Genomic DNA, 21,371 nt, shown 5'->3' with positions numbered 1-21,371 from the left:
CCTTCGGCGCGATTATCTAGCTCAAAGGAGCCGCAGGCTCCGCCTCATACCTCGTACCTGAAACCCGGGGCCTCGTGCCTCGAACCTTACAGCTTGTAGTGCTTCTTTGCCACCTGACGGAAGAATTCGAACTGGGACTTGCTGGAATTTTCCAGGGTGTAACGCTTGCTGCGTTCATGGCAATCCTTGCGCATCTGTTCGTAGCCGGATTCGCGTTCCAGTTTCAGGGTGCGGCAGTTTTCGAGAGCGTCAAGCCACTTGTCTTCTTCGATGGGGAGAATCCAGCCGTACTTTTCGTTGTCTACGATATTGCGGGGGCCGCCATAGTTGCTGACCACAGCCGGAGTTCCCGTAGACATGGCTTCTACCACCACATTTCCGAAGGTGTCCGTGGTACTGGGGAACAGGAAGAAGTCAGCGTCGGCATACAGGCCTGACAAGGTTTCGCCACCCTGCTCGCCTGCAAAGCTGACAGACTTGTCCCCTTCAAAGTACTTCTTGATTTCTTCCAGATACCAGCCGTAGCCAACGTACATCAGTTCCACGTCGTCGTGGCGGGCAGCGAATTTCTTCCACACGTTATTCAGGAATTCCAGATTCTTTTCCTTGGAGATTCGACCGATAAAGGCGAAACGAACCTTACGCTGTTCGCGAGTGCTGCCGAACTTTTCCCAGGTTCCCTTGCCGCGCATATCGGGTTGGAATCGTTCCAGGGGGAGTCCGCGGGGCATCAGCTTCACCTGGTCGCGGGGAACCTTCAGCTCATTTACCAGGGCATCGGAATAGTCGTCGCAGGGGCTAATGACGGGGCGGGCCATCCAGTAGAATACCTGCATCAGCCAGAGCACGTAGGCGTGCATCCACTTGGCCTTCACCAAGGTGCGGGTGTACTGGGGAACGTCGGTGCGGTAATGGCTCATGACCTTCACGCCGGCAATGATACCGCAAATGGCAATCAGCCAGGCTCCAGGGCTGGGAGTTTCCAGCTCGATAATGTCTACAGGGTAGCGCTTCATCAAGCGGAGTACCGGACCTACGCGGGGGATAGCCAGTTCGCTGTTGGCGTATCCCAGCTGTTCCATGCTGAACATGCGGGGCAGCAACATGCAGTAGCTGTTTTCGACCACGCCGCAGGGGCGGGTATTAAAGGCGCTGCCTGCCAGGAAGGCTTTCAGACCGTGAGCACGCATATAGGGAATCACGTTGCGCAGGTTGTTGGCGATGCCGTTAGTCTCATCCAGGTTGTCGGAGTAGTACAGCACGCTAACGTCGTCTGGATTCTTGCTTAGACGTTCCTTGCGTTCCTTCTTCAGGTGAAAGCGAAGCTTCAGAAGCTTGGGCAGGTTCAGCAGGGCGGAACCGAAAACGATGGGCGGAATCCAGCAAGTGCGAATGTTGCCAGGGGGCTTGTGCTTGATGCCGTATTCCTTGCGGAAAGTACTGGTGACGGTGCGTCCGAAAATATTCGGGCGGCTGTCCAACTTTTCGTTAGCCTTGAGCTTGGTTGAATTTGACGCATTCGTCATACTTTACTCCTTTGCCACCGAAAAGGTCCAGGGCGCTTCCGATGGTGAGGTCAATTTTTCCGTCAGAAATTTCTTTGCAATGTTCCAGGTCGGCGAGGCACTTGGCGCCACCTGCGTAGGTGACCTTGATGGGGCTATGCTTAGACAGGAACCGGATCAGGTCGTCGTCCATGCCCTGCTGCTTGCCTTCGACGTCTGCGGCATGAACCAGGAATTCATTGCAATAGCGGGCCAGGTCCTGCAGGTTTTCTGGCGTAATTTGAATATCGATAAGGGTTTGCCAGCGGTTTGTGGCAATGCTCCATTGGGGTTCGGAGCCGGGTTCGTTGGTGCGCTTGCAGCTCAGGTCTAGAACCAGATGTTCCTTGCCGGTTACAGCGACCAATGCTTCCAGGCGTTCGCGGTCCAGTTTGCCTTCGGGGAATATCCAACTGGTGACGATGACATGACTTGCACCTGCATCCAGATATTCCTTGGCGTTATCGGCAGAGATGCCTCCACCTACTTGCAGTCCGCCGGGGTAAGCGGCCAGGGCAGCCTTTGCGGCTTCAACGTTTCCCTTGCCCAGCATAATGACATGTCCACCCTTGATGCCGTCTTTCTTGTAAAGTTCGGCGAACCAGGCAGAAGAACGGTCCGTTTCAAAGTTGGTCTTGAGGCCCGCTCCCGAATCATTTAGGGAACTTCCTACAATCTGCTTGACCTTGCCGTCGTGCAGGTCTATACAAGGGCGAAATTTTGTCATAACATCTTTGCCAGGTTAGTCCTTGGCTCCTGTAATACACCAATCCAGTTTTTTACCGCTGTTCAAGTCGCTACGTCCGCGGTAGAAGAACACCTCGCCGCCTGCGGCAATCTTGAAAGCCTTCTTGGCGAACCAGCCGTCCACCTTGTCCAGGATACTAGCCTTCTGGAAAGGCTTGGCGGCATTAAACTGCAATTGGGGAATGTTCTCTTCGTTCCATAAAAAGTTTAACGAACCCTTCGGGAAGTCCTTCCCGTTATAGGCGGCATCGCCTTCCTTCACTTCCTTGGGGGTGACAACCTTCGTTCCCTCGGCACCATTGTAAATGGCGTAGCCCAGTAGCTTTCCGTCCTTGGTCATGGAAATGCGGCCGGCATAAAGGGGGCTGCGGCTGTTGGTACTGAAGTTGACGGAACGGATGGCCAGGTCCGTGGCCTGAACCGTTTGCCAGGTCTGATCCATGTAGGCATAGCCCTTCACCGTCAGGGTGTCTTCGTTATAGCCGATGCGGCCGGATACGCGGCCATAGGGAATGTGGATGTATTGTCCGAATTTTTCGTTACCCACTTTCCAGACACCGTCGCCCAAGACTTTGCCCTGTTCCGCGGATTCAAATGTCAGGTCCAGGAACCACTTGCCGTTCTTGTCGGCAGTGAACAGTACACGGTGTCCCTTGCCCGGCTTGTTTTCCATCAGGTATTCGTTCTTGATGTTGATGGTGTTCTTTTCTTTTATGGGCTGGAGTCGTTCCGGGGGGTACTGGCGGCCGATAGTGTAGGACTTTCCCTTGAAATTCCAGAAGGACATTTCGGTGGTGTTCTTGCGGCCGGTGCCGGGGATGTGCATCAGACCAAAGTTCACGAAGGCTCGGGTGCCGTTGTCGAAGACAAACTGGTAGCTCCAGGTTTCGTTGAATTCCTTGGTGGTTGCCTGGTGGGGCATAAAGTCGTTGACGGTAACGTTACGGACGTTACCCTTGGGGGCTGAAACATCGGCGGCAAAAACGCCAATCGATAAAATCAGGAGCGTATAAAAAAAGGACCTAACCATAGGTCCTAATTTAGAAATTTTTTAGAGTCGCAGGTCTTTGCCCATGCCCATCTTCAGTTCGATTCGACGGCGCTGAACCATTTCGTTGAACAGGTCGGTCAAACTGTCTTCCATGCAGATCATGGGTTTCCAGCCGATATCCATAATCTTGGTGGGGTCACCGATGAGTAGAGGTATTTCGTTACGTCGTTCGTAACCGGGGTCGAAGCGGAAATCGACACTTACGTCTGCAATATCCACCATCATCTCCACCACTTCGCGGATGGTGTAGGACTTTCCGCAGCAGATGTTGTAGATGTCACCGGATTCGGCCTGGTTCAGGATCTGGATCATGCCGCGGGCCACGTCACGTACGTCCACAATGTCTCGGCTTACGTCAAGGCTTCCGGAATAGATGGTGGGTTCAGCGCCATAGTACTTGATCTTTACCAGCTGATAGGCGATGGATGGAATCACGAAACGGCGGCTGTGGTGAGGACCCGTAAAGTAGAAGGGGCGCACGAATACCACATGGAGCCCGTTGGCGTTGCGGAACTGGTTTCCCAGAAGTTCCATGCAGGCCTTGGAAGTGGCATAAGGAGTAAGGGGATTAGGTAGGTCGGTTTCCTTATGGAGGTACGTCAAGTTTTTTTCGGTACGGCCATAAATTTCGCTGGAACTTAGGAGCATTACCTTAGCCTTGGGGCAGACCTGACGCACCGCTTCCAGAAGGTTCTGGGTTCCCATCAAGTTGATGTTCAGGGTTTCGTTGGGCTTCATGTAGCTGATGCCAACGGAAGACTGACTGGCCAGATGGTAAATGTGGGTGGGGGAAACCTTCTGCAACATTTCAAGTACATCCTTGAAATTCAGAAGGTCGCCGTTCAGGTAAGTAACTCCGTCGGCCTTTTGCCACGGCTGAGGCTGTTCGTCACTAAAACTGTAAAGGTCATGGGTTGTTCCAGCCAAGCTGGAAAGAATGTGAAAACCTAATGCTCCTGTACCGCCTGTAACTAGAATGCTCATATAACCTCGTAAAACCAATCTACAAACTATAAATAAAAATACAAGAAAGTTGATTCGTATTACTCAATTATTACTCAAATTTTTATTACAACTTGATAGCTTTCCAGGCTTCTGCCACCACATTCTGGTCGATGTTGGTCACCTTCTTCACCTCGCCAATCTTGGTGGGCAAGATGTATACGCGGGTACCCTTTTCGGCCTTCTTGTCAACAGCCATGGCGTCCCAGGCCTTGGCTACGTCGATGTCGTAAGTCTTGGGGAATCCGAGATCGTCCAGCAACTTGTTTTGACGGGCTTCGTCGTCGGCAGACATCTTGTTCAGGAGAACAGCGGCGCGGGCTGCCACTCGCATGCCCAGGGACACGGCGATACCGTGGGTGTACAGTTCGTAGTGGGTCAGGTTCTCGATGGCGTGGCCAAAGGTGTGACCGTAGTTCAAGATGGCGCGGAGACCGGCTTCCTTTTCGTCGATGCCCACCACTTCAGCCTTGATGGCGCAGCTGCGGTAGATCAGGTGCTTCAGCACATCCAGGTCATGGGCCTTGATCTTATCTACGTTCTCTTCCATATAGCGGAAGAATTCCTCGTCATAGATAACACCATACTTCACGATTTCGGCAAGGCCTGCCAGGTATTCGTTTTCGGGAAGGGTGCTGAGTACGGCCAGGTCTACCACCACGGCGTGGGGCTGGTAGAAGGCACCAATCATGTTCTTGCCTTCGGGGTGGTTCACGGCCACCTTACCGCCTACGGAACTGTCTACCATGGAGAGCAGGGTGGTGGGGAACTGGATAAAGGGAATGCCGCGCTGGTAGGTGGCTGCGCCGAAACCGGCCATGTCGCCTACGACGCCACCGCTAAACTGCAGCAGGCAGCTCTTGCGGGTGTAACCGCGGTGCAGCATAAAACTGTACAACTGGTTCAGGTTGTGCAAAGTCTTGTTCTTTTCGCCGGCCTGGAATTTGAATACCGGGCAGCGTCCGGCCTGGCAGCGCAATTCGCCCAGGGTGTTGCTCTGGGCCTTGGCGATGTTGGTGTCGGTGCAGACCAAAAAGTCGTGGGTGGGTGAGAGCTTAAGACTTTCCAGCAGGACGCCAACGTCAGAAATAATGTTCTTGCCGATGAAGATGGGGTAGCGTCCGCCGCTGCTGGGGCGTACGTCCAGGGCGTGGCTTTCCCAGAACTTCAGGATGTGAAGAATGCGTTCGATAACGTGGTCTTCGGTAAAGTCGTTGGAACTTTCTACGCTAAAGTCTGCATGGGCGTAGTTGGGCTCGCGATCCTTCAGCATCTGCTTGATCTTGGCCAGGCGTTCTTCATCGCTCAGGTTTGCCAGCAGGGGGCGGGTGTTCTTGCGACCGATACGTTCCGAGAGAACCTCGGGCTTAGCCCACAGACGGATGATGGTACCGTTTTCGCGGATCACCTTCAAGTTGGCATCCTGGGTCAGGGCACCACCACCTAGAGAAATAACGTGGGGCTCCGTCTTGGAGGCGAATTCTGCTACAACATCACGTTCCATTTCGCGGAACTTGGCTTCGCCGTCCTGTTCGAAAATTTCGCTAATAGTCTTGCCGGCACGTTCGACGATGATGGCGTCGGTGTCCACATAGGGGCGGTTCAGTCGTTCTGCCAGGGCGCGACCGGTGCGGGACTTGCCGCTAGCCATAAAACCCGTAAAGAAAATATGCTTACCCATAATTAACCCTGCATTCCTTTGCGCATGATTGCGGCTAGTTCGTCGTTAGTCTTGTTTTCAGTTTCTTTAGGGAACCACTTGCGGAAGCTTTCGATTCCCTGGTGTACCAGCATGCCTTCGCCGGTAACGACCTTGCATCCCACTTCATCGGCCAGCTGCAAAAGCTTGGTGCAAAGGGGCGTGTAAACGATGTCGCAAACGGCCTGATGGGGTCTCAGTTCCTCCCTGGGAAGGGGCGAATCGTCTACATTGGGTGTCATACCCACGGAAGTTGCATTGATGATAATGTCGATGGAGTCGGTAATGGCGGCGAAGTCATCGAAGGTGACCATCATGACCTGCGGAGCGGAATCGTTAAAGGCCATGTTCAGCATGTTGGCCAGGGCCTGTCCCTTTTCTGCGGTACGGCATACGATGGTCAATTCGCATTTTTTTTCTACCAATGTGTAGGCGATGGCCTTGGCGGCTCCTCCGTTACCCAACAAGGCGACTTTCTTGCCGCTGACGTTCACGCCGAATTCTTCCAGGTTGCGGATGCAGCCGTAGGGATCTGTTGTGGTGCCACAGAGGGTGCCGCCGACAATTCCATTTTTCCAGTAAAGCGTATTTACGCTACAGGTAAATCTTGATATGTCAGAAAGTTCGTCTACAAGTTCCATGACAGGAGTCTTGTAAGGAATGGTGACGTTGGCGCCGCGGATCTTTAGCGCCCTGAAACCCTTAATGGCATCAGCCAGGTTCTGGGGCTCCGGAGAGAACGGCACGTAGGCCGCATTGATGCCCAGGGCTTCGAAAAGCGCATTGTGCATCAGGGGCGATTTGCTATGTCCAATAGGATTACCGAAGATGCAAAGCGTCTCCGACTTTCCATTCAATTTAATCTGGCTCAAAAAAACCTCTTCTTTTACAAAAAGAAAAATAAATAAAAAAAGGCCGCAGCAATAAACTGCGGTCTTTAAATACCCTTGAATAAGGCCTTACTTGCGGGCGGCCAGTTCTTCGGGGGTTCTGGCCAGAATGTCCCAGTCACCGCGCTTGATTATCTTGTAGGCGTAACCCTGTTCGGTCAGGAACAGCTGACGGTTCATGGCGAATTCCTGTTCCTTGGAATCCTGGGTCACGATACTGTAGAAGTGGGCTGCACCGCCATCCTGCTTGGGACGGAGTACGCGGCCCAGACGCTGTGCTTCTTCCTGGCGACTACCGAAGGTACCGGAAATCTGGATCAGCACGTTGGCATCGGGCAGGTCGATGGCGAAGTTACCCACCTTGGAAATCATCAGGTTCTTGAGGCTTCCGTCACGGAAGGCGGCATAAAGGCGGTCGCGGTCCTTGTTGGGAGTCTTGCCGGTAATCAGGGGAATGTCCAGAGTGGCGGACAGGTTTTCCAGCTGGTCGATATACTGGCCGATAATCAGAACTCGGTCTTCGGGAGCGGAGTAGTGCTTCAGCAGGCGCTGCACGATATCCGTCTTTTCGGGGTTGGTGCTGGCCAGGGTGATCTTTTCGCGGACCGGAGCCAGGGCGTACTTCATCTTCAATTCCGCTTCCATGGGAATGCGGATCTCGTTACAGTCGGCGGTGGCAATCCAGCCCTGGGCTTCGAGAATACGCCAAGGGATGTCGTATTTCTTGGGACCGATAAGGCTGAACACTTCCGTTTCCTTGTGGTCTTCGCGGACCAGGGTTGCGGTAAGGCCCAGACGGCGGGTGGCCTGCATTTCGGTACTCAGGCGGAACACGGGAGCGGGCAGCAGATGGACTTCGTCGTAAATCATCAGGCCCCACTTCTGCTGACTAAACAACGGGAAGTTTGCCAGTTCCTTCTTGACTTCTTCTTCGGTTCCTTCTTCCAGGTCGATTTCTGCCAGTTCCGGATTTTCCTTGTCAGACTTCTTGGCGCGCTTGCGCTGGGTTAGAATCTGGTAGGTGGCCACGGTAACGGGGCCGATTTCCTTCACTTCGCCGGAGTATTCCTTCACCATGTCGGGAGTAAGGTCGGTCTTGTCGCAGATTTCGCGGATCCACTGGCGGGAAGCGGAAATGTTGGGGGTAAGAATCAAGGTCTTGGTCTGGATGAGTGCCATGGTGGCGATGCCGATCACTGTCTTACCGGAGCCGCAAGGCAGCACGATCACGCCGGAGCCACCCTTTTCGGAGCCGGAGGCGTAGAACACCTGGGCGGCTTCCTTCTGGTAGTCGCGAAGCTTGAATTCCTTGCCGCAGAGCATGGTATCGCGGAGCTTGATGGGCAGCGGGTCGCCAACGGTATAACCTGCCAAGTCTTCTACCGGGAAGCCGGCGTTGGTCAGGGCCATCTTCAGGTGACCGCGGCGTTCCGGGTCTACGATGGCGTGGCAGTCGTCGATGAATTCCAGGATATAGGGAGCCACTTCCTTCAGCTGGCAGATTTCCGTGAACATGAACTTGTCGTCGGATTCCACGATCAGGTTGTTGCCATCGTCCTTCTTCATGCGGAGCAGGCCGTAACGGCCCATGTAGTCTTCCACTTCGGAAATCACGGTCTGGGGAATGGGGTAACGGCTCTGGCTGTCCAGGCGTTCCAGAACTTCCTTGGCGCGAAGGCCCGTTGCTGCGGCGTTCCACAGACTGAGGGGGCTGATCTTATAGGTATGCAGGTGTTCCGGGCTCTTTACCAGTTCGGTGAAAGGAGCGATTGCGTCACGTGCTGCTTCGTAGGTGGGAGCGTCGACTTCCACCATAATTTCCATGTTACTCTGAACAATAATAGCGCCATTTGGATTCATAGGGCGCCAAAGATACTAAAAACCAGGGGGAACGGCAAGGTTTTTGAAACTTACTAAAAACTCCGGAGAAGAAGCTCTAACTGGGAAAGGGGAAAATAAGAAACGCCGGAAAGAAATTCTTTCCGACGTTTCGAAGAGCCACCCAGCAGACTTGAACTGCCGACCTGCTGATTACGAATCAGCTGCTCTACCAGCTGAGCTAGAGTGGCGTAGCGGGTGCAAAGGTAGTAATCGCCCTATAATTTGTCAAGACTGGCTGACAAGCCCTCTTTTTTTTGCTATGATTGGTTCACAAAAAATTTAACATGGACATTAAACATGGCTAACGAAACTAATACTAATAGCTCTGAAGTTAAGGATTTCTTTGTTGCTCACGGCTCCAAGCTGATCGCAGTTGTTGTCGCAATCATCGTGATTGTGGTGGGTGTGGTCCAGTTCCGTGACTACCAGAAGGCTGCCGCAACCGAACAGGCCGAACTGCTTGGTCCGGGCATGGCAATGCTCTATGCTGGCGAAAAGGAAAATGCTTTTGCCGAATTCCAGTCTAAGATCAATGGTGGCAAACTGAGCGGCGTGGCTCTGGCCAAGGCTGCTCTCTATTCCGCAAACATCAAGTACGAAGCCGGTGACTTCGACGCTGCAGCAGCCCTCTTCCAGAAGTCTCTGGACAATGCCGGTTCTGTGGCCCTGGTCCGTAGCGCAGCCCTCCACGGTCTCGCTTCCGTGAAGATCGAAAAGGGGGACTACTCTGCCGCTGCCGGTCTGCTCGAAAAGTACATCGGCGAATACGCAAAGCGTACCGGTGACAAGGAAGACCGCTACCAGAAGGATGAACCTGTGGACGAAGTCCCCATGGTTGCAGATGCTATGTGGAAGCTCACTCTGGTGTACCAGCAGCTGGGTGCCGCCGACAAGGCCAAGAAGACTGCTGAACGTATCCTGGTGGTCTACGGCGACAACAACAACTACGCCGACAAGGCCAAGAAGTTCCTGGCTGACTAAGACCGGAACGGTGACCGCACCGATCGTCCATCGGATTAAGAACCTCCGGTAATCGGTGCTGCGCTTGGGAAAGGAGCGCGTACACTCGGGCAGTTGCAAAAAGAAAAACTCCGCTTCAAAGGCGGAGTTTTTTACGTATAAGGTAATTGTTTTGAAAGAAATCTTGTTTAGGGCTTATACCCGCTTTGGGTATCGTGCAAATCATCGGCATCGACGATTTGGTGTGCTTTGTTGATGAACTCCTCAGAAACGCCTAACAGTTTAAAAACGCTGAAAGTTTTTGCGCTTTTATCAGCACCAACTTCCTGGATTAGGACTAATCCAATTCAAGCAACCGGAGCTTGAACCGGTTGCAAATTGCAATGTCTTAGAACCGGTTGCGCTGTAACAACTGATCAAATCCCATGTTCCTGGTCCAAGTTCCTTTTCTCCATTAACATCAAACACATTGGCAGGAAGATCCTCTACCATAATTTGCTGGCATAAAACAAGAACGCTAAAGCAATGCTTTAGAGCAACTTGAGAGTGTCTTCCATATCGGAATCAGAAATGTGGAGGTAGTGACTGATTCGGCCCCTGACGATCCCCTTACCATTGAAGGTGAGCCAACCGTCGCGTACGTATTCCCACCGGAAAATAGCCCACTCGAAAAAACTATGCCAAACAACCCTTTTTGACCGCGTTTAGCCATGAATTGACAGCTTCGCCAATTAAAATTGGCGGAGGATTCGTGTTGTTTATATCACTGTATCAACCGTATCACCCTTACTAATTCCAATTCCCTTTGCAAACATGTAAAATTCGATGTCCCGAAAACAACGTGTTTTAGGTCATTTCTGGTAAACCGCAATTTACACTGCAAGGAATATTTATATATATTATGCCAAAATAGGAATACACATTTTTGTGTTTTATTCCTTTCCTGGGATAAGATATTATGGAACCTAAGCAACAAAAGAGCAATCTTTGTTTGCCTATCGGCAGGAATTCCAAACGAGGCTTCGGTATCGCCGAAGTCCTCGTTTCTGCCGCTGTTCTCGGCTTTATGGTCGTGGCTTTAAATAAGCTGCAGACTAGCAATCATGATACGTTCCTCAGAATCCGCGGTAGAGACGGGGCGGTAGAACTTGCACAGAATGTACTTGATTCCCTTAATTCTGTTGGTGCTGCGTCAATCGCTTCGAAGGCTGATGGTGATACAACTTACCCTCTGGATTCCATTACACGTCGGTGGGAACGAGGCCTTGGGGGTTACGCCACAATAAGATATGCTCGTCAGATTACTGTTGCAAAGACGGATGATTTCGAAGCTGCGTCTCATTCGAACTATGAAGATGCTAGTCACATTTATGCGAAACAGGTTAATGTTCGTGTAAGCTGGTCATTTAAGGGGTCTAATCAGTCCATTAATGTTTCGGGGGTTATTCGATGAATAAGCGTGGTTTTACATTGATGGAACTTTTGGTCTATATGGCCATTGTTGGCATTGTGGTGGTGATCGCAGGCCAGGTTTATAGTGATAGCACCAAGATGCGAATTCGTACCCAGGGGATGATTACTGCCAATGAAATCGCTGAAAATGCTGGAGTCCTGATCAGGGATGATGTTTCGCAGATGGGAGCAAAAAGTTTTCTGGGTGCTTCTGGATACGAAGCTCACGATGCTGTTTTTATTGATCCCTATAATACAGATGTAACAAAGCAGGATTATTCCTCCTTCGTGTATAAAGCCGGTTCAAAGAATGATAGCCTTTATTTCAAGAAAATGCGCTATAGCGAAGATGGATCCTATCAGGCTGTTGAGGGAATTTCCTGGCATGTTGACGGTACATCGCTGGTCAGGTCCTGTCAAACTATTGTGAACGAAGCGTCTGCTGTTATCGATGACGCATGCCCAAAGAGCGATCCTTACGATGTTGTTATTGCAGAAGGCGTTGAATCTTTTAAGATTCGACCTGCAAGGCCTGCTGTATTGAGTGCGAATGCAGATGCTGCACAGCTATTTCCACCGGGAGGAGGTGATTCCTTTAGACTTTTGTCTCGTATTGATGGTACGGATTTTTTTAGAGCGATTCTTTCTCCTGAAAATGGTGGCGTTGCTGTAACCATTTCCGGATTTACCTCGAATTATGATGCTACAAATGAATTGTATACTACTGAACGTAAGGCGAACCAGCTATATGCGAGCGAGGCTAATGGCAATGTAGGAGAATGGAGCGATCTTTGCACGAAGGTTAATTTGAACCCGGATACGACCTACGAACTTTCCTTTACGCTTCCGAGAACAGGCAATAACGACAATTCACAGACTTTCATTCCTGGCGTAGACTATATGTCTGTAGGCTTTAGGACAACCGAGGGAAATAAAATTGAAGGTCTTCGCGACTTCAGCTTTTTCCCGACAACTGCTGCTTCGGCAAATTCCATTGCGAGAACAGCTCTCTTTAAGGTGAACAGTCCGGTGGAGGCTTGCATAGCCTTTACCTTTGCTCCCTATTCCCCTTTGTTCTCTTCGGGATCCATTGCAATCAGCCAATTGAAATTGATTAAGGTGGCAGACCTCAACTTTACCTTTGCGCCTGGATATGTTCCTGAACTAGAAGATAAGGTAAATGTTCGCGCATTTAAGGATTCCCTAGTTGTTAAGAAAAATGGTGAAACAGGTTTTTCCTCGCACATTATTGCCGTACCCAGTAACGGTGTGGGTGCAAACTAAGAGGTATAGTATGTTTAAGAATGCAAAAAAAGGTGTTTCCCTTGTTGCAGTGTTGCTGTTCATGATGATTGCAACAATTGCTGCAACCGCAACCTACAAATGGCTGTCCTCTTCGGGGTTTTCCAGCGCATCCCGCCTATATAAAAATGAAGCCCAGCAGGCAGCTTATGCGGGTATCGCATCAGCTCGTGCTTGGATGACTTACCATGGCAACGAAACTGGAGCAGCCATTCGTCAGTACCTGACCCCAGAGCCGGATGACCGAGTCCCTGTTCGCTTGACTAATGTCTTGAAGTCTGTTGCCAATAGCAACAACCAGCAGGATTTTGATGTATGGATTGTCGATGCCAATACTGAAACCTTGCCCTATACGGTAAAGCTTGTCTCTGTGGGTAAGGCAAGAAATGGTGGCGCAAAACATAGCGAGGTTGCTGTTCTTAAAATTTCTGGTCTTTACCAGGTTCAGATTCCCGCAGAACAAAGCTTTAGCGGTTTTAATGATGCCTTCCATGGTTCCTTGGCCAGTGCGGGCAACTTAAAGGTGAATTCCGCGACTATTAATGGTAGCCCGGATGCAACAAATGGTGGTGGTAGTGCGTTTAGTTCGGTTGAGGTTGAAGGAGACCTGATTATTACAGGATCTGCCGAATTCAACTCCAACTCCAAGGTTGGTAATCTCTATGTGGTAGAAGATTTTAGCCGCTGTACAAACGTAAAAGTGATGGGCAATGCCTATGTTGGTGGCAAGTGGTACGCAACTATGGGCGGAAATGGCGACACCATTTATGGTGATTTATTTGCAAGAGGTGGCCTTGATCTTACGACTAGAGGCCCTAATGCGATGGGTGGTTGTGGAGGCTCCATTGGTGGTATTCTTGAAGTGAAGGGTAATCTTACTCTAGGAGCTGCGTCCTATATGCCGACAAATAACTCCCAGTCAGTTGTTCATGTCGGAAAAAATTTGACTGTTGATGACAAACTTATTTTTAATACAAATGGAAATGGAAATCAATGGGGATTTCAGTTCGATGTTACAGGAAATTCGTATATAAAAAATGGGCTTGAAGGAGACCACAAGTATTACGATATTGAACGAGTTAGCTTTGGCTCGCCTTTGTCGGCGACGGCGATGTATGCTCCTGGTTTGACGCCGTTAAATACAAAATATGAAAATGAAAATATTCCTTCCACGTATTATTGTAATGATCTTGATTGCGTAAAAAGCGGCGAAGCTGAGCCTGAATATGGTGGTTTCTTTAAGGTATATAGTACTTATTATGCATCGGGAGCACCCAGCCAAAATGAGCTGAAAAAATGGAGAGCGGATTCTCTAGATGCAATTGCTCAAAAAATTATTCCTGGCGGTAAGGAAAAGGGCTGCGAGACAGATCTTCATGTGAAGGACCCCTTACAGTTTAATAAAGATGTTCTCAGTTCTTCTTACAAGATTACGTCTACTAACAAAAGTTCTTGTACTTGGGCAACCCTTTGGAATTCTTGGCCTAGTGATTGGGTGGACGAGCTGAATAAATGTTATGCGTCTGAACTTGGTGCATCTAAGTTGTACAAGGATAAATGGCTTGTTGCTGAATTTAGCAATCCACAATGGAAAAATTCCAGCACATTGCTGGAAGGCAATTTCATATTGATTATCAATGGAACTTCCCCGACAAATCAGATAGATTTGCCGGATATGACAGAAAATTCCAACGTATTCATCTATTTCCCTGATGGTTGGAATCATACAATAACTTTAAAGACTTCTAGCACTGGAAAGAAAAATTATTTCATTTATAGTGATGGCGACATAAAAGATTTTCAAATGAATTTAAATGATCCTATGACGGGATCCATTTACATGGCAAACTGTTCGGCATTAAATACTGGGACTCATAATGCAGCTGTCGCAGCGACCGCCAATAGCAGCTTGACTCAGGCACTTGCTGAAATTAATGTCATTTGTGATAATGATGAAACGGACAAATGTTCTGCAGATGGTAGCGGTTCTGGTTCTGGTTCTGGTGGATCCTCTAGTACGAATGGTGATAAGGATTCCTACTATATTGCCGCAGCACCTCAGCTGTATATCCGTACAGAATCACAGTATAGGAATAATGAACTGTCTGTAAGAAACGTCGAAAATGATGGAGTTGATTTGGCTCCTTCGATTATTGTTTTGCCAAGAATTCTTTATTTGCCAGCAAACCCTTATGGAACCCTTGCAGATTACTATGACGTTGTAAATTTGAACGGGGCTACGGCGCAGAAAAATCCTGCTGCTGTAACTTGTAGCCCATCGTCAATGCCGACCATGGCTTCTTTTAGTAGCTATGGTGATTTGTCTGCCAATAATGGCAAACCTTATAGATGTAACTATGCTGGTAACACCTTTGGCGCAGTGCCGTTCTATATCGTTGTGGCTGGCGATAGAGGTAATCCTCCACCCGTCCAGTTTGTAGATGAAAATATTGAAATAAACAAGAATGAAATAAAGAGAGTGGCTATAAAGGTCAATCCATCTGCGAATGGTCAGCCGGTAAATGTGGACGTTTACCAGAGTCCTCTACCTTCAAATTGGACTGTGACTGGCGCTTCTGCTCATACTATAAATGCGGATGGCTCTAGGGTCTATACGGTGACTGTAACACCTCATGCAACCGACGTGAAAACATTCAATGTCTTTACCGTAGAAATGCCTTCTAATGGTGAATCTAGTGCAGTGACTTTCCAGATGATTGACCCTTGCGATGGCTGTATTATTGGCCATGAATATGACCATACTACCATTGTGGCAGGAGGATCCTTTAATGTGAATATTAAACCTGTTGATGAATTCTGCGCTCTGGATGAAAATGAGAACAATGAAGATTGTAAAGTGGGTGGCAAACTTTATAAGGTCATGCAGGCGGAATCTTGCTCTGACAAGGTAGGAAGCAGTGCCTGGGTTCGTGCCAATGGTATTGGTTGCAGTCCTGAAATTCAGAATGAAAAGTGGAGCTGCAGTGTCTTTATTGATCCTAATGTTCAATTGCAGGGCATGAAGAACAATATGTCTACTGAATGTGAGGTGACCGTTGCTCCTAAGGAAATTTATTCTGCCCGAGTTGATACGACTATTGATTTATACGCTTCAATCACGCGAAAGTCCTATCCGCTATATCTAAAGATTACGGGAGCAAAGAGCGGTAGTGAAGTAAGTGTGTCCTATTCTAAAACAAGTAATGCTACGCAGGGAGATGTTGTTCTTGCGACTTGTGATAAAGATACCGTTATAACGGCTTATCACGGGTACAAGTATTTCTTTAACTATAAAGAAAATGGTGATGACGAATTTGCTGCTTGGAAGTGTGAAGGAAAGAGCTGTCCCTTTGCTGGCGGAAAATTCAACAATTACGGAATTTCCGTTTCTGATACAAATATCGTCACAGCTCGATTCAACGAGGAAGATGAACACTGCTTCTATGAAGATTTTGATGACGATAAAAAGAATGTGGGCTTCCCCACCAAATTCTGCGACGGATCAGACAAGAGATGTATCGACACCTGTGACTACAAACCCATGGGTATAGGCAAGTCTTGTGCCCTGGATGCATCTGTTCATAAGGGCTCAAAACCGGAATGGGTTATGGTCTATGACAATAGGCCTCTTAAGAGTGTTAATTCTCAAAGGCCTGTTAGGTATGATCAGACCGTTTGCGAAAAGACCGAAATTAGGTTCCTCGGAGTCCATTTAGGGGATAGGTATTCTCCTAGCGGTTGCGAAAAGCGCCTTTATGAAAATACACAGAAGAATTATAATGAAAAGGTCCTTTACCCTGACGTGTCTGGTGGTTATATTGCCGCAAAGGGTAATGCCGAAGCTAATGCAAATGACATTAATGGAACCCAATCTATCATTCTAAGTACTAAACAGACTGGTACTAATGGTACCATGACGTCCCTGTTTACTACAGGTATTCTTGGCACGAAGTTTGATTTCCCCAGTTTGACAGATGAGTCTGCTTGGCGTAGATTCTTTAGTGGTGAAATCCATCCGTCTCGATATGACTTTGAAAATTCTGGTTTTATCTTTAGGTCCAATAAGGATGCTACAGAATATTTCTCCCTGAGTGTTTTTGGTCTGGCGGATGTAGGTAGTATATATAGCGATAAGATTTATGCTCATCTATGCCTTGTGAGAGAACAGACTGCCGCATCTATCGGTAGAACTCGTTGCGAAACACAGGAACTGCCTATTGCTGCCTGGGAAACGACGGGCAATTTGCTCACTGATATCACACAGGAACTAATGCAGGGTTTGGGTATTACTATCGGAACAAAATTCGGTATGACCATGAAAGTTTCTGGAAAAATGCTGAGCTTGGATTTTACACTTGATCGTTTGGTTTTGAAGGATGGCCAGAAGAACATCAAGTTTGATTTGAGCAAGTTTGGTGAAACGCTGGAAGGTAACGAATACGTTGGATTGAAACTGTCTAACCCGAGATTTAAGGTGTATGACGTTTCTTGGCAGAGTGATACCTACGCTGGTGATTGCTGGGCCACTCCTCGTATCCTATGTTCCTTTAGAACAAACTACCCTGGTGCAATTATTCCTCTTGAAGAAAATGCCAAGCCTTGGGTGGTCTTGTCTAGTTTCGATGCAACTGACTATGAAAATATCGGATGTTCTATAAAGTATTATTACAATGGTTGTGACAACACTACCACTTCAGGTATTTGGACTGATTATAGTAAGGATAATTTGTGGGGAAATCTATTCAGTAGAAATAGCTGTAATAATAATCCGGATAATCTTGGTCTGTACTGGGATGATGGTGCTGCTGTTAGTGGGGGCGTGTACAATTTTAACAGGGAAGGTCAACATGGATATATCCATGAAAACGGAACGGGTATCGTAAAGGATGCTAAGGTTAAGTTGAACTGCCAAAGTGCCACGGTAACACCTCCGTCTTCTTTGACAGCTAGCCAGAGCTGCGGCCAGTTCCTGGTGGGTGATATTGTTCTTTGCGAAAAAAATTATGACTTTATGCAGCCCTATTCTTCCGCTATTCAATGTAATGCCGGGGCAAATTGCGTTGTTGAATACGACGTGAGCAATGATCGTCCTGCAGCAAATTTGAGAAACGCAAGCGTTTACTACAAATTGAATAGTGGAGAATGTCGAGGCAACGTTTATGTAAATGTGGTGGATTCCTTGGGCAATGCCTCTGAAAATATTATTGTCCCGAGCAACAGTGACTCTTACTTTGATATGGATGACTATCTGGATGCTAATGGCTTTGATCCCCAACGTATTAAGGAAGTCCGGTTTACAAGTACGGAATGTGATTTCGAAATTCAGCATGTGGAGTCGGAATGCCCCTATGCATTAGGTATTAAGAGCTGCACTGCAAGGTACACGGGCTCGTCTTGGATTGTTTCTGCTGAAGTCAGAAATGCTGACGAATGTAAGGTGATTGTCCCTGATAATTCTCAGGCGGATGTGTCTGATCTGAATGGATCATGTGTTTCTCAGTTTAGAATTCCTGAACCGGGACTATATGCAAATGCATCTGCAACGGATAACACCTATCAGTTTAAGTTAGAAGCCACCAATGCGACTACAGGGGAAAGTGTTCTAAAGGAATGTATTCCTTATGATTTGGAACCCATTGATATTGCCTGCCACCTTTCTAGTTATGAGGTGGAGCAGGGTGCAGGTATTCCTACCTTGAACTATTCCTTTACCAATTGTCCGGAAGGAGGCTGTTCTTACAAAATATCTCTGGAAGGATCTATGGTATCGGGTGTTTCCGATGGATCTTTAAGTTCTCAAAATTTTGATGGCTTCAATAGCGTAGGCTATAAACTTGACCCGGGCTATTATAACTTCGTTATTGATGTACAGGGGAAAACAAATGAGGAATGTGGATTTACCGTAGTTGCGCCCTCTGAAAACAAAACTGCTAGCGCTTCAAACTGTCATTTCAATGTAGGAACAAAGGCGTTTACTGCTGCAATCAGTTATACAGGTAGTAGTTGGGATGGTAAGCTTTATGCTACAGATGGGTTAGGACATGAACTTGGTTTGTTGGGCGCTGTAACTGGGGCTACGGAAGACTATGTAACATTTGATTTGGAGAATGTTGATTTCACCGTTGGATCCAATAGAATCGTTTTGATTCTGAACAACGAGAATAATGGAAGTACCGGTTGTACGGAGGAGTATATCGTTGCTGCAAGTTCCTCTTCTGTGGCTTCTTCAAGTTCTGCTACTGGACCAAGTGCTGATTATCAAACAATCTGTATGGTAAAGGATGTCGATTCTCGTACAAACCACCCCAAGGTGACAGGTCCAATTCCATCTGGAACATACGTGTTTAAACATAATTGCGGTGTTACGAAACAATGGTGGTTGTACTGTACAGGAACAAACATTACTATTGATGGGAGTACATTTGCATGTAAAGGTACTGGCGCAACAGCTGTTGGCAGTAATTCTGCTGATATCAATATTCCTGCATCGGGAAGGTTGCTAGATATTCCCTCTGGTACTGTTGTGACCAGTATAAGTTGTGATCGAGCTACCCCTTTGTCTAAGGATCCCGAAGGTTGTATTGCAAATGGAATTGTTGGTAGTACTCCACCTCCGCAGCCTCCTAGTTCCAGTAGTATTGCAAGTTCTAGTAGTGCAAGCAAGTACTCTGCAACGTGTGATATTACCCCCAAAACTATGTATGGTCGTCATTCTCCCGATAAGTTAACCTTTGTTTCAAAGGAGTATACTGTCAATAATCCTACGTATTATATTGATTTGTTTGATGATGATAGTGGCGATAAGTTGGCTTCTTTGGGATATGTCAGTGTGAATAACTGTAATAAGTACTATTGTAAATCGGACGATGCAAAATTTGACCAACCTACAGAGGGGGGCCGTCATAGTTATACGTTGAGGACTGACGATGGTGATTTTGTTTGTTCCGTAGAAGTTAATGTTCTCGCCGCTTCTGCATCATCTTGTTCTGTATCTCCAAAAACGTCTATTGCGGGAGGCGCTAATTATACATTCTCTGCTGTACTAAATGCAAAGAAAGCAAATGTTGGTTATGAAGTTTATGTTGATGGAGAAAAAAAGTCTCAAGGCGATGGATGGGCTGATGACAATGGAAAGTTCGACTACATCTATAGTAATCAGTGGCTTCAATTTGATAATGGTCGTCACGCCTTTGCCTTGTATTCAATGGGCGAGAAATTGTGTGAGGACTATGTTGATGTTGGTGATTATCCAGCTTGTCAAGCAGAAGTCAGCGATGGAACGTTGTCTTCATCTGTTGATGGTACGAAGATTCGTTTGAAAAATGTTCAAAATTGCGCTTCAGGGTGTAACTATGTTGTTAAATTGGGTACGCAACAATTCTTGTCAGGATCCAAGAGTATACAACAATCATGGGATGCCACTGAAATAGGAACTATTTCCGGAAAGCAGCTGGAGCGTGGAAATCATCAAATTACGGTAGAGTTGACGAACTCTCTGGGATCTGGTTCTTGCTCATTCTGGCTTAACAGATGGTAAATTGCTGATTGATTTATTCAAAGGCCCCCTCTACTGAGGGGGCCTTTTCTTGATATGACATAAGGATTGCTAAGCCGATGCTGACTGGAGCCCACTTTGAACAAGTTTCAATGTCTGCATGACGTAGAGCAAAAACAGCTGTCCCTGATTCTATCGCTTCGCTCCAGAATGACTGTCCTCGGGGTGACGAGGGTGTAGCGAAAAAAAGTCCCGCATCTGCGGGACCTTCCTGTACATCAATTACAGCAGAAAACTGCGGTTAGCCTTTTTGCGCCAACAGCGCTTCCAGTTCACGAATGCGAGCCTCAAACTTCGCGGCCATTTCCTCCTTCTCGGCTTCGTACTTCGCGCGTTCTTCCTCGCGGCCAATCTCGCGGCCTTCCTTGCGGGCGATATATGCGGCTACTTCGACATCGTCTTTCATGTGTTCTCCTGCCTTGACAAAAAGCTCTGGAGCAAATGTACTTACTTCCGCGTACTTTTGCAAGCACTGAAAATGCCTGTCGTTTACGAAGGTCGAAAAGTCATCGTTGTTGTTCAACGCGTCAATGGCCCGTAGCCACTGGGCAAGGCGACTGTCATCCTGGGCGTAGTCCGTATCCGCATGCGTGAGGAACTTGTTCACCTCGACGATGGTGAGGGACTGCTGGTTGCTGAACGTGTGGTATTCGTCATCCAGGAGGCGGACATTGTGGACGTAACGCTTGGATACCTTCCAGGGCAGATAGTCGAACATCTGAAAGCTGATGATGTGGACGTTCTGCATCTTGTCGTAGAAATCGCCTTTCTTGAGCATATTGCCAACGTGACGGGCTACGTAGAAGAGCAGACGGTTGTTGTAGGCATCATAACCAACGTGCTGAATTTCCAGGCCGATGCGGTCCACCACAGGTTCGTCCTTTTCGTCGAGGCGCCGGCGGCTGATGAGGATGTCCTCCTCGATATCCTTGTAAACATACCCGCCCGAAACTACGGGGTTCTCCAGCGTAGGGTTGCTGATGCAGTCGCTTCCGGTAAGGCGCAGGGCGGCGTTGGCCAGGTTCGTCACCAGGGAAAGGTCCTTGCCTCCGCCGGTCAGGATTTCCTTGGCGCAGAGGTCGTTATAGATGTATACGTACTTGTACAGCCTATGGTAACGCTCGATGATTTCGTGGATATCACCGCCATTCTTCTTCGCATCGTGGATTTCTTCCAAAAAATGGCTCATTTGATAAAGATTGTGTAAATTTTTGTAAATAAGCGATATCCCCTTGATTTTGTGACGTAAACCAATAAAAAAGGCGAAAGTTAATAAAATTGTAATTTT

At 48.1% G+C, this 21,371-nt stretch carries 12 protein-coding genes and 1 tRNA gene; 4 read left to right on the top strand and 9 right to left on the bottom strand.

Annotation, left to right across the window (positions count from 1 at the left end; all coding sequences use genetic code 11):
- Nucleotides 1–86: 86 nt before the first annotated feature.
- The 8 genes from BUB38_RS03535 to BUB38_RS03500 form a co-directional block, all read right to left on the bottom strand.
- Nucleotides 87–1,526 carry a glycosyltransferase gene (locus BUB38_RS03535; protein ID WP_073157117.1) on the bottom strand — a complete coding sequence of 480 codons (1,440 nt, stop codon included), beginning with the start codon at nucleotides 1,524–1,526 and terminating at the stop codon, nucleotides 87–89.
- A complete protein-coding gene (gene hisA, locus BUB38_RS03530; protein WP_073157114.1) occupies nucleotides 1,489–2,271 on the bottom strand; it encodes a phosphoribosylformimino-5-aminoimidazole carboxamide ribotide isomerase in 783 nt (260 codons plus the stop codon). The genes BUB38_RS03535 and hisA overlap by 38 nt, the downstream gene beginning before the upstream one ends.
- A 15-nt stretch (nucleotides 2,272–2,286) precedes the next feature.
- Nucleotides 2,287–3,321 (bottom strand): hypothetical protein, encoded by a 1,035-nt coding sequence (locus BUB38_RS03525; protein WP_073157112.1) that lies wholly within the window; start codon nucleotides 3,319–3,321, stop codon nucleotides 2,287–2,289.
- A 21-nt stretch (nucleotides 3,322–3,342) separates the two neighbouring features.
- A complete protein-coding gene (locus tag BUB38_RS03520; protein WP_073157110.1) occupies nucleotides 3,343–4,326 on the bottom strand; it encodes a GDP-mannose 4,6-dehydratase in 984 nt (327 codons plus the stop codon).
- Nucleotides 4,327–4,411: 85 nt separating this feature from the next.
- Nucleotides 4,412–6,025 carry a 3-dehydroquinate synthase gene (gene aroB, locus BUB38_RS03515; protein WP_073157107.1) on the bottom strand — a complete coding sequence of 538 codons (1,614 nt, stop codon included), beginning with the start codon at nucleotides 6,023–6,025 and terminating at the stop codon, nucleotides 4,412–4,414.
- Between the two features lie 2 nt (nucleotides 6,026–6,027).
- Nucleotides 6,028–6,915: a shikimate dehydrogenase gene (gene aroE / locus BUB38_RS03510; RefSeq protein ID WP_249269291.1), complete on the bottom strand. Its 888-nt coding sequence runs from the start codon at nucleotides 6,913–6,915 to the stop codon at nucleotides 6,028–6,030.
- Between the two features lie 87 nt (nucleotides 6,916–7,002).
- Nucleotides 7,003–8,793, bottom strand: a complete 1,791-nt coding sequence (locus tag BUB38_RS03505) for a helicase-associated domain-containing protein (RefSeq protein WP_073157104.1) — start codon at nucleotides 8,791–8,793, stop codon at nucleotides 7,003–7,005.
- 136 nt (nucleotides 8,794–8,929) lie between these two features.
- Nucleotides 8,930–9,002, bottom strand: a tRNA-Thr gene (locus BUB38_RS03500).
- 109 nt (nucleotides 9,003–9,111) lie between these two features.
- On the opposite strand from BUB38_RS03500, the gene BUB38_RS03495 reads away from it, so the two are divergent.
- The 4 genes from BUB38_RS03495 (at nucleotide 9,112) to BUB38_RS03480 (ending at nucleotide 20,065) form a co-directional block, all read left to right on the top strand.
- Nucleotides 9,112–9,795, top strand: coding sequence for a tetratricopeptide repeat protein (locus BUB38_RS03495; RefSeq protein ID WP_073157101.1), 684 nt, complete (start codon nucleotides 9,112–9,114; stop codon nucleotides 9,793–9,795).
- Nucleotides 9,796–10,732: 937 nt separating this feature from the next.
- The gene (locus BUB38_RS03490; RefSeq protein WP_073157098.1) at nucleotides 10,733–11,227 is read left to right on the top strand and encodes a type IV pilus modification PilV family protein; all 495 of its coding nucleotides are present in this window, start codon (nucleotides 10,733–10,735) and stop codon (nucleotides 11,225–11,227) included.
- Nucleotides 11,224–12,510 (top strand): PulJ/GspJ family protein, encoded by a 1,287-nt coding sequence (locus tag BUB38_RS03485; protein ID WP_073157095.1) that lies wholly within the window; start codon nucleotides 11,224–11,226, stop codon nucleotides 12,508–12,510. Before BUB38_RS03490 ends, BUB38_RS03485 begins: the two co-directional genes overlap by 4 nt.
- A gap of 10 nt (nucleotides 12,511–12,520) precedes the next feature.
- A complete protein-coding gene (locus tag BUB38_RS03480; RefSeq protein ID WP_073157093.1) occupies nucleotides 12,521–20,065 on the top strand; it encodes a hypothetical protein in 7,545 nt (2,514 codons plus the stop codon).
- A 259-nt stretch (nucleotides 20,066–20,324) separates the two neighbouring features.
- On the opposite strand, the gene BUB38_RS03475 is transcribed toward BUB38_RS03480, so the two are convergent.
- Nucleotides 20,325–21,260: a PD-(D/E)XK nuclease family transposase gene (locus BUB38_RS03475; protein ID WP_175547632.1), complete on the bottom strand. Its 936-nt coding sequence runs from the start codon at nucleotides 21,258–21,260 to the stop codon at nucleotides 20,325–20,327.
- Nucleotides 21,261–21,371: the final 111 nt, after the last annotated feature.

The organism is Fibrobacter sp. UWH5 (genome assembly GCF_900142505.1).
In the GTDB taxonomy this organism is placed as follows: Bacteria; Fibrobacterota; Fibrobacteria; order Fibrobacterales; family Fibrobacteraceae; genus Fibrobacter.
The sequence above is the reverse complement of the archived record's forward strand: the minus strand, read 5'-3'. Positions and strand labels throughout refer to the sequence as shown.

Excerpts from the sequence above, each read along its gene's own strand:
- BUB38_RS03520 (WP_073157110.1), bottom strand. The coding sequence starts at position 4,326 with ATGAGCATTCTAGTTACAGGCGGTACAGGAGCATTAGGTTTTCACATT.
- BUB38_RS03485 (WP_073157095.1), top strand. The coding sequence starts at position 11,224 with ATGAATAAGCGTGGTTTTACATTGATGGAACTTTTGGTCTATATGGCC.
- BUB38_RS03505 (WP_073157104.1), bottom strand. The coding sequence starts at position 8,793 with ATGAATCCAAATGGCGCTATTATTGTTCAGAGTAACATGGAAATTATG.
- BUB38_RS03525 (WP_073157112.1), bottom strand. The coding sequence starts at position 3,321 with ATGGTTAGGTCCTTTTTTTATACGCTCCTGATTTTATCGATTGGCGTT.
- BUB38_RS03490 (WP_073157098.1), top strand. The coding sequence starts at position 10,733 with ATGGAACCTAAGCAACAAAAGAGCAATCTTTGTTTGCCTATCGGCAGG.
- BUB38_RS03535 (WP_073157117.1), bottom strand. The coding sequence starts at position 1,526 with ATGACGAATGCGTCAAATTCAACCAAGCTCAAGGCTAACGAAAAGTTG.
- hisA (WP_073157114.1), bottom strand. The coding sequence starts at position 2,271 with ATGACAAAATTTCGCCCTTGTATAGACCTGCACGACGGCAAGGTCAAG.
- BUB38_RS03495 (WP_073157101.1), top strand. The coding sequence starts at position 9,112 with ATGGCTAACGAAACTAATACTAATAGCTCTGAAGTTAAGGATTTCTTT.
- BUB38_RS03480 (WP_073157093.1), top strand. The coding sequence starts at position 12,521 with ATGTTTAAGAATGCAAAAAAAGGTGTTTCCCTTGTTGCAGTGTTGCTG.
- aroB (WP_073157107.1), bottom strand. The coding sequence starts at position 6,025 with ATGGGTAAGCATATTTTCTTTACGGGTTTTATGGCTAGCGGCAAGTCC.